We start from the raw sequence: 7,740 nt of genomic DNA, 5'->3' as shown, positions 1-7,740 counted from the left end.
AAGTCCTCTATCACGATCACCGGATTCTCGAAACCAGTAGCGTAGTCCACTACTTCACGGCTGGCTTTCTCCACGATATCCGTGAGTGCGTTCTGGTAGTAGTCGAACCGCTCGTCGATTCGCCATTCTGCATTGCGTTCTTGTAGTCGCTGAAGCGTGGTAGACATCTCCTTGCGGAGGTGTTTCGAACGCTTGCCACTCCAAAGAACGGGTCTTGTCGGCGTACCACGCTTGAGGGCACAGCCCGTAATGAGCGCAGTCTCACCGATATCAAGCCCGATTGGTGTGGTGTCACCGTTGGTCGTCGGTTCGTCAATCGAGTACTCAGCGGTGACGTGGAGTACCCAATTCTTCCGGTGTTTCTGTAGCCGAATCTCACCCGTTTTTGCGTCTTCGTTCAGCAAGTCGTACCACAGCGATTTTTGATCAGGATTAATCCGGAGTGGAATCCAGAAGTTCGTCCCACGGCCCGGTCGCGGTGCCCACCATGTGAACTCGTATTCACGTTCGTCCGAGTGGTCGAACTTGGCGGCTTGATTCGTCAGTCGAAGCGGATGCTCGTCGTCAATCTCACGAGCATTGTACGTTTTGCGGAGCTTCGGGACGTAGCTACACAACGCGGATTTCGCCTGATACGGCAGGTCGTAGGGCGTCACAACGTCACTGACGCCGCCCATCGTATCCGCGCCGGAATAGTAACGAGATAACTGTACTCGGCTTCCTGGTCGCCCGTGTAATGAGATCACGCTAAGCGTCATTAGGTTGATGAAGAAATACCCACTCTCCCACCTATGGTTACATAGTTCTACATTGATAGTTTGTCCTTCAATATTGGTGATCTTACGTGGTTTGTCACCCAGCGCTTCGAACGATCGAGTTTGAATCCGCAGTACTCCCGCAACAAAACGGCGGCCTATGACTTTTTGTCATAGTGGGTCGTTATATCTTGCTAATGCTTCACGCGAAAGGATCCCTCCTCACCATCGACGTGAGCGATCGATCCACATCGACGACCGACATTGGGGACGCTCTCTCACAGTTCATTGGCGGTCGAGGGATTGCAACAAAACTCGCACACGATCGAATCCCGTTTAACGCTGATCCGCTTGGTCCAAAGAATCGCGCATATATCTCGGCCGGTCCGCTCCAGCAGTCCCAGATGAGTTTCACTGGCCGGATGAACATGACTGGGCTGTCACCACTGACCAATGGACTGTTGTCAACCAATGCAGGTGGCTACCTCTCGCGGAACTTTGTCGGAACAGGCTACAGTGTCGTCGAGATCATCGCGTCGGTGACTTCAGGCACGGTTGCTTGCGCAAGATCAGGAACCTCTTCGAATTCAACGCCCTCGTCGGAGATATGAATCGCCACCAGCTCGTCACTCGCGCCGATGATCTCGACGACACTGTAGCCTGTTCCGACAAAGTTCCGCGAGAGGTAGCCACCTGCATTGGTTGACAACAGTCCATTGGTCAGTGGTGACAGCCCAGTCATGTTCATCCGGCCAGTGAAACTCATCTGGGACTGCTGGAGCGGACCGGCCGAGATATATGCGCGATTCTTTGGACCAAGCGGATCAGCGTTAAACGGGATTCGATCGTGTGCGAGTTTTGTTGCAATCCCTCGACCGCCAATGAACTGTGAGAGAGCGTCCCCAATGTCGGTCGTCGATGTGGATCGATCGCTCACGTCGATGGTGAGGAGGGATCCTTTCGCGTGAAGCATTAGCAAGATATAACGACCCACTATGACAAAAAGTCATAGGCCGCCGTTTTGTTGCGGGAGTACTGCGGATTCAAACTCGATCGTTCGAAGCGCTGGGTGACAAACCACGTAAGATCACCAATATTGAAGGACAAACTATCAATGTAGAACTATGTAACCATAGGTGGGAGAGTGGGTATTTCTTCATCAACCTAATGACGCTTAGCGTGATCTCATTACACGGGCGACCAGGAAGCCGAGTACAGTTATCTCGTTACTATTCCGGCGCGGATACGATGGGCGGCGTCAGTGACGTTGTGACGCCCTACGACCTGCCGTATCAGGCGAAATCCGCGTTGTGTAGCTACGTCCCGAAGCTCCGCAAAACGTACAATGCTCGTGAGATTGACGACGAGCATCCGCTTCGACTGACGAATCAAGCCGCCAAGTTCGACCACTCGGACGAACGTGAATACGAGTTCACATGGTGGGCACCGCGACCGGGCCGTGGGACGAACTTCTGGATTCCACTCCGGATTAATCCTGATCAAAAATCGCTGTGGTACGACTTGCTGAACGAAGACGCAAAAACGGGTGAGATTCGGCTACAGAAACACCGGAAGAATTGGGTACTCCACGTCACCGCTGAGTACTCGATTGACGAACCGACGACCAACGGTGACACCACACCAATCGGGCTTGATATCGGTGAGACTGCGCTCATTACGGGCTGTGCCCTCAAGCGTGGTACGCCGACAAGACCCGTTCTTTGGAGTGGCAAGCGTTCGAAACACCTCCGCAAGGAGATGTCTACCACGCTTCAGCGACTACAAGAACGCAATGCAGAATGGCGAATCGACGAGCGGTTCGACTACTACCAGAACGCACTCACGGATATCGTGGAGAAAGCCAGCCGTGAAGTAGTGGACTACGCTACTGGTTTCGAGAATCCGGTGATCGTGATAGAGGACTTGACGTACATCCGTGAGAATCTGGATTACGGCAAGTACATGAATCGGCGTCTTCACGCATGGGCCTTTGCGCGGCTACAGGGCCGTATCGAGGACAAAGCAACGGACGCTGGTATCCCGATCGAATACGTCAATCCTGCCTACACAAGTCAAACGTGCCACGAATGCGGCCATATTGGAAAGCGCGGTTCGCAAGCGGAGTTTCGATGTACGAATGATGACTGTCACGTTTCGACGTTTCAGGCGGATATCAGTGCCGCCGCAAGCATTGCTCAACGGGTTGACCCGTGGGGAGAGAGCTGCATTTCGAAAACGTGTGACGATGACTCACCACAGGATGGGAGCGGTTGTGACACCGCCGTAAGACCACCCAAGCGGAGCGCACCTACGCAGATGACGCTTGGCGCGTATGAGTCTTAAAACCGTACCAGCCAGTCTGGTATTCCTCTTGGAGGGGAAGCCCTGTCGTTTACGACGGGGAGGATGTCACTCAAATACGAAGTACGTCAAACGTACAGACGTCGGCATCTCACTTACAGTGAATCTTACACATGGAACCGGTACCCGAGAATTAGAGAGCGTCAGTGTCTAGGATTCAGGCTCGTCAAACTCGAGGGCTTCCGTGACTGCCTTGGGGAGCGCTGGTCGTGTTGCACCCTCATGACGCGTTACCCGCTTTGATTTTTGCGTCTCCTCGTACACAGCACGTGCAACCGGAACACCCCGGAGGAAATTGTGTTCATAGAGGATCTCGACACCACGTTCAGTTGGCCCCCAGAATTTCGAGGGAAGATTCCGCGTCGACGCATTTGGTTCGTGAACGTAGACATCAAGGATATCTGCTTCTCGTAGCGTCTCGAGTTGGTTGAGGATCGCAGCCTCGTTCTTCGGAATCATATAGTCGAGCTCAGCCAATGATACGAGATGAGCAGGGTGGCCAAGGATAAGCTGTATGATGAGGTGACGAGTCTCCTGTGAGAGCAACTCACGCATTCGTCGCTGCTCTGCGAAAGGATCCTCGAACCCTTCAGGGGCCGTATCGCTCATACTCCACAGTAGTGTTCTCGACTGTATAATGATTTGGGTTGAATAAGTCAGTAGAACCACGATTAAACTGACTCAATTAGAAACGCCTTTTACTCAGTTAATTGCATACAGATGTATGAGTGCTCCGTCCGTTCCACCGAATGCCGGGCAGATTATGGGGGCCGTGCAGCGAGCGTTACGCGGGCTGAATATCGGGTCGACAGAAGCCGTCCGTATCCTGTCGTGGGCAAATAATGAGACGCCAGCGATCTATGACCGTGATCAGACCGCCTATCTCGTCCTCGGAAGTTATCGTGACCCGTATCTCCGCCGGGTACGGGCGGTCAGTGATCGATTGAACCGCCGATATGGAACATACGCATTTCTCATCGGCGATCTCACAGACATCGACATTCCACGACTCCCCGAATTTCGCGTGAAATTCCATATTACGGCAACGCTTAGTGACTACGTCGCAGCCGTGTTCGAACAGGACGCGGGCGGCGAAGTCAACGAACTCGGTAAAGTCGGTGAAACCGAGTACTTTGAGAAAGCGTACGCGTTCCCTCGGGCCTACCACTGGGAAACTGAAGCGCATCTCACGGATGAACGCGCTGTACTCGCCGCGGCTGCACAACTCATGGCTGCCACGGACATCGACGAGGAGGCGAAAACTGCAGAACTCGAGGCGCTCGTCGAATGTGCCAAACAAGCTGATATTGACATCACTGTTGATGGCCTTGTTGATAAACTCGAAGAGCAAGAGATCGAGGTTCCTTCGTACAGCTGGGTACATCTGAATGATTTCCGTCTCTTCGAGCTACACAGCCGCTGTTACCCCTGGACAACCAAGGATGAGTTACTCGACGCAACAGACGAGCTTCCGGGGGTACCAAGGCCAGGATGGGAGCAACAATAAATATCAACAATAGTTTGTGCACCGTCGAAACAGTGATCAATTTCTTAACAGACACGTTGCGGCACACAGCTGTCGACCAAAATAGATTGTCAGAGTAAGAAACAGAAGCGGACGGATCGTCGTATCGTCCCAACGCGCATGTCAACAAACCGTTTCGAACTACCGCTGCCGACATTAACGCTCAATGTGACCGGGGTTCGCTTGGATCGCTGGTCGTGACTGATACATAGTTGGAGAAACGCTTTCAGGCGTTGTTCATCCGCTGTCGGGTTTCTACCCCACATTGTGTGCATTCCGTGATTCGATATGGTTCTCGGGAGAATGCTGCATTCTCCTCTTTGTTACTTTCTGTAACGAGTTCGACCGATACACTGTGGGGTGTCTTCGTCGCACAGTTCTCGCACTGTTCAACCCTTTCATTGGAGTTCGACTGTGGTACAGACATTGTAATCGTTTTTGGTGGAGGATTTGGTGGCGTCAGTATTCTCGGAAAAGGGTCGAACCCATCTCCTACCCTCTCTATTACATAGTAGTTTCCGGCCATCTGTCGGTCTGTTCGTTGCATATGCAAAGTTCTCATCTATGACCGTTGCTATCCAACAGAATCTTCGTGGTCTGTGTCTAAAATCAGATAATCTTGGGTGTGTTTGTTACTAATGATGTCACTAGGGGACTTCGACTGATGTTGAAAGCCACGCCTGCACCTATCCCTAGTAATATGCGATCAGGAGACATCGAATTCGACGGTTTCAGTCGATTCACAGGTAGGGCACGGCTGTTCGTTCGTGTCGAGTGACGTCCCGCAGTGGCGACACTCCCAAATAACATTCTCATCAAGAAAGAGCCATTGTCGCACTATATCAGGGAGCGCCATCTTATCTGACCACTCAGACCCAACACAATAAAAATACTGGCCTCTTCTCAATTTTATATTAAATGGGACCAATATGATAAATCCGGAAGTAGTGACCGAAGAGACAGAAAGAGCCGAACGAAAACGACTCCACTAGGAATTTTTTCGGCCCCCCAAGGGGTGCGGAGCGCTCGATAGAAGCGTCCGTGTTCGAAATTCAATGACTACGAATACTATCTCTGTGGTGTCGTTTGACGAATACGATACCCGACGCGACGAGATGCACAACACGATTAAACACTGGATCGACGACCTCACTGCCTTGACTGACGAGGCGAGAGCGAGTCAACAATTCCAAGAGTGGTTAACTGTTCAATCCAAATTCCACGATTACTCCCATCGGAACACGCTCTTGATCACGCTTCAGTGTCCGATTGCGACAAAGGTCGCTGGGTACAACACCTGGCGAACTGAGTTCGACCGCCGGGTCCAGGAAGGCGAGAACGGAATCTGGATCTGGGCACCCATCATCACAAAGCAGTGTCCCGACTGCGAAAATTCGCCCAGGTACCACAAGCAAAGTGAGTGTGAATACGACGAAACACCACCTGAAGCGTGGTCGAAAGGACTCGTCGGATTCAAACCCACGGCTGTTTTCGATGTGTCTCAGACGGAGGGTGAACCACTTCCCGAATTGGAGACCGAAGCAACCGGAGATGCTGAAAATCTTGTGTTCCTCCTCCAAGATGCAGCGGATGATCTCGCTGTGACGGTTCGTATCGTCGATGCAGATGACTGGGAACACGGAGAAGCGAAGGGTGTCTGCAAACAGCGAAGTCTGTACGACCTCCAGCCAATCGTGGAGGTGAAAGATCGGGTAAATCAGGCGGATCTCGCTGTGACGCTGATCCACGAATACGCGCACGCACTGCTGCACTTCGATGTTGACGATGAATGTGAGCGATCGAAGCGTGAGGTCGAAGCAGAAGCTGTCGCATACATTGTTGGTCGATACGTCGGGTTGGACACGAGTGGCTCAGCATTCTACCTTGTAGCATGGCAGGACGATGATTCGGACGCGATTCACGATCGACTTGGAAGAATCCGGACGACGGCGGCGAAGATTATCGAGGTAGTTGAACAGAGAAGGGAGTAAGCTTGGAACCGTCGAATTCGAGCGCCGAATTCGGCTGTATCACCGAACCAATGCTCGCTATTCAGGTCGATAGTCCGTCAGCCGAATCTTTCCTTCGACTTCGTAGATGTGGCCTCGCATGTAGAGTCGTTCGATGATATCTTCGGCCGCTGGCTGCTCAAGGTCCTCCTGTTCCTTGAGGATCGCGTACGCGTGCTCATACGTGAGCTCTCTCTCACTCGGCAGTTCGCTTGCAAGCGCATCGAGCGATTCTTGCGCAAGTGGTGTGAGTGGTGATTGCCGGTTGGAAATCATCGATATACTCACAGACACCGACTACCGACGTAAAGCCTTGGGACAGAATGACACACGGTTGCCTCGTTGGTGGTCTGATGATGCAAGGAGAGCACACGGCGTGACAGGATGGGTAGGGGCATAGGATCCACGCCGTGTGTTGGGTTACGACGACTGCAGATTCCTCTTCGAAGGCGATCAATAAAGAAGTCACCCAACCAGAGCGGAAGTGAAACGAAACGCTGGCTCGCAGGTCGAGTGTTCGATCACAACAAGATGAATCGATTCCACATGTGAATACGTACACGACGTACTGGGTGCTGATAGTTAGTATAGAATACTACCCAAGAGCGATCGACCAAACACAGGAGAGACTCTAACGAGTAAATTGGAACTGGCAATTCACACCAGGAATATACTACTCTCTCAATGTCGAACAGATCGGCCACCCATCTAAATCTCGAGATTCTACATTTGTTAAGGTGTCCGACTCCGATTGAGTAACTGGAGAGACACACCTCTATCGATTTGTTCATTGGAAAGGAATCCATAGACGGATACTATAAAATTAATGAAGGGAAAAATGCCGAAATTGAGGATAGCACTCTCTAGACGTGATGGGCGAATATATCCTGACGGTAATCCAAAGACCACACTCACACCCCTATCGATTTGTTCTGGCGGGAAAGAGCATAGTGAGGAAGTCAACCACAGGGAATCCACGAAGGGATAGCTTACCAGAACTCATCCTTTGATAACTTCGGAATTCATATACCCAAATATTACCGTATTCGGCTGACTGCAGGCATATAGAACAAACCGATAGGGGTGAGAC

The 7,740-nt window shown here is 51.8% G+C and carries 5 protein-coding genes and 4 pseudogenes; 4 read left to right on the top strand and 5 right to left on the bottom strand.

Annotation, left to right across the window (positions count from 1 at the left end):
- Nucleotides 1-692: pseudogene (locus BG842_RS19410) on the bottom strand (RNA-guided endonuclease TnpB family protein); the annotation flags it as partial.
- Nucleotides 693-952: 260 nt separating this feature from the next.
- Between BG842_RS19410 and BG842_RS27990 the strand changes: the two are divergent.
- Nucleotides 953-1,288, top strand: a pseudogene (locus BG842_RS27990) (aldehyde ferredoxin oxidoreductase N-terminal domain-containing protein); the annotation flags it as partial.
- Here BG842_RS27990 and BG842_RS19405 read toward each other — a convergent pair.
- A pseudogene (locus BG842_RS19405) lies at nt 1,285-1,728 on the bottom strand (aldehyde ferredoxin oxidoreductase N-terminal domain-containing protein); the annotation flags it as partial. The pseudogenes BG842_RS27990 and BG842_RS19405 overlap by 4 nt on opposite strands.
- Before the next feature lie 260 nt (nt 1,729-1,988).
- Between BG842_RS19405 and BG842_RS19400 the strand changes: the two are divergent.
- Nucleotides 1,989-3,098 (top strand): annotated as a pseudogene (locus tag BG842_RS19400) (RNA-guided endonuclease InsQ/TnpB family protein); the annotation flags it as partial.
- 168 nt (nt 3,099-3,266) lie between these two features.
- On the opposite strand, the gene BG842_RS19395 reads toward BG842_RS19400, so the two are convergent.
- Nucleotides 3,267-3,725 (bottom strand): hypothetical protein, encoded by a 459-nt coding sequence (locus BG842_RS19395; protein WP_069452064.1) that lies wholly within the window; start codon nt 3,723-3,725, stop codon nt 3,267-3,269.
- Between the two features lie 115 nt (nt 3,726-3,840).
- Here BG842_RS19395 and BG842_RS19390 point away from each other — a divergent pair, with 115 nt between their 5' ends.
- On the top strand, nt 3,841-4,623 hold the full coding sequence (locus tag BG842_RS19390) for a hypothetical protein (protein ID WP_069452063.1): 783 nt from the start codon (nt 3,841-3,843) through the stop codon (nt 4,621-4,623).
- Nucleotides 4,624-4,867: 244 nt separating this feature from the next.
- On the opposite strand, the gene BG842_RS31985 is transcribed toward BG842_RS19390, so the two are convergent.
- On the bottom strand, nt 4,868-5,068 hold the full coding sequence (locus BG842_RS31985) for a hypothetical protein (RefSeq protein ID WP_083252643.1): 201 nt from the start codon (nt 5,066-5,068) through the stop codon (nt 4,868-4,870).
- Nucleotides 5,069-5,696: 628 nt separating this feature from the next.
- Between BG842_RS31985 and BG842_RS19385 the strand changes: the two genes are divergently transcribed.
- Entirely contained in the window at nt 5,697-6,632 is a 936-nt protein-coding gene (locus tag BG842_RS19385; protein WP_069452062.1) for an ImmA/IrrE family metallo-endopeptidase, read from the top strand.
- A 57-nt stretch (nt 6,633-6,689) separates the two neighbouring features.
- Here BG842_RS19385 and BG842_RS19380 read toward each other — a convergent pair whose 3' ends face one another.
- The gene (locus BG842_RS19380; RefSeq protein WP_069452061.1) at nt 6,690-6,926 is read right to left on the bottom strand and encodes a hypothetical protein; all 237 of its coding nucleotides are present in this window, start codon (nt 6,924-6,926) and stop codon (nt 6,690-6,692) included.
- Between the last annotated feature and the right edge of the window lie 814 nt (nt 6,927-7,740).

The organism is Haladaptatus sp. W1 (genome assembly GCF_001723155.1).
GTDB classification, from domain to species: Archaea; Halobacteriota; Halobacteria; order Halobacteriales; family Haladaptataceae; genus Haladaptatus; species Haladaptatus paucihalophilus.
The sequence above is the reverse complement of the archived record's forward strand: the minus strand, read 5'-3'. Positions and strand labels throughout refer to the sequence as shown.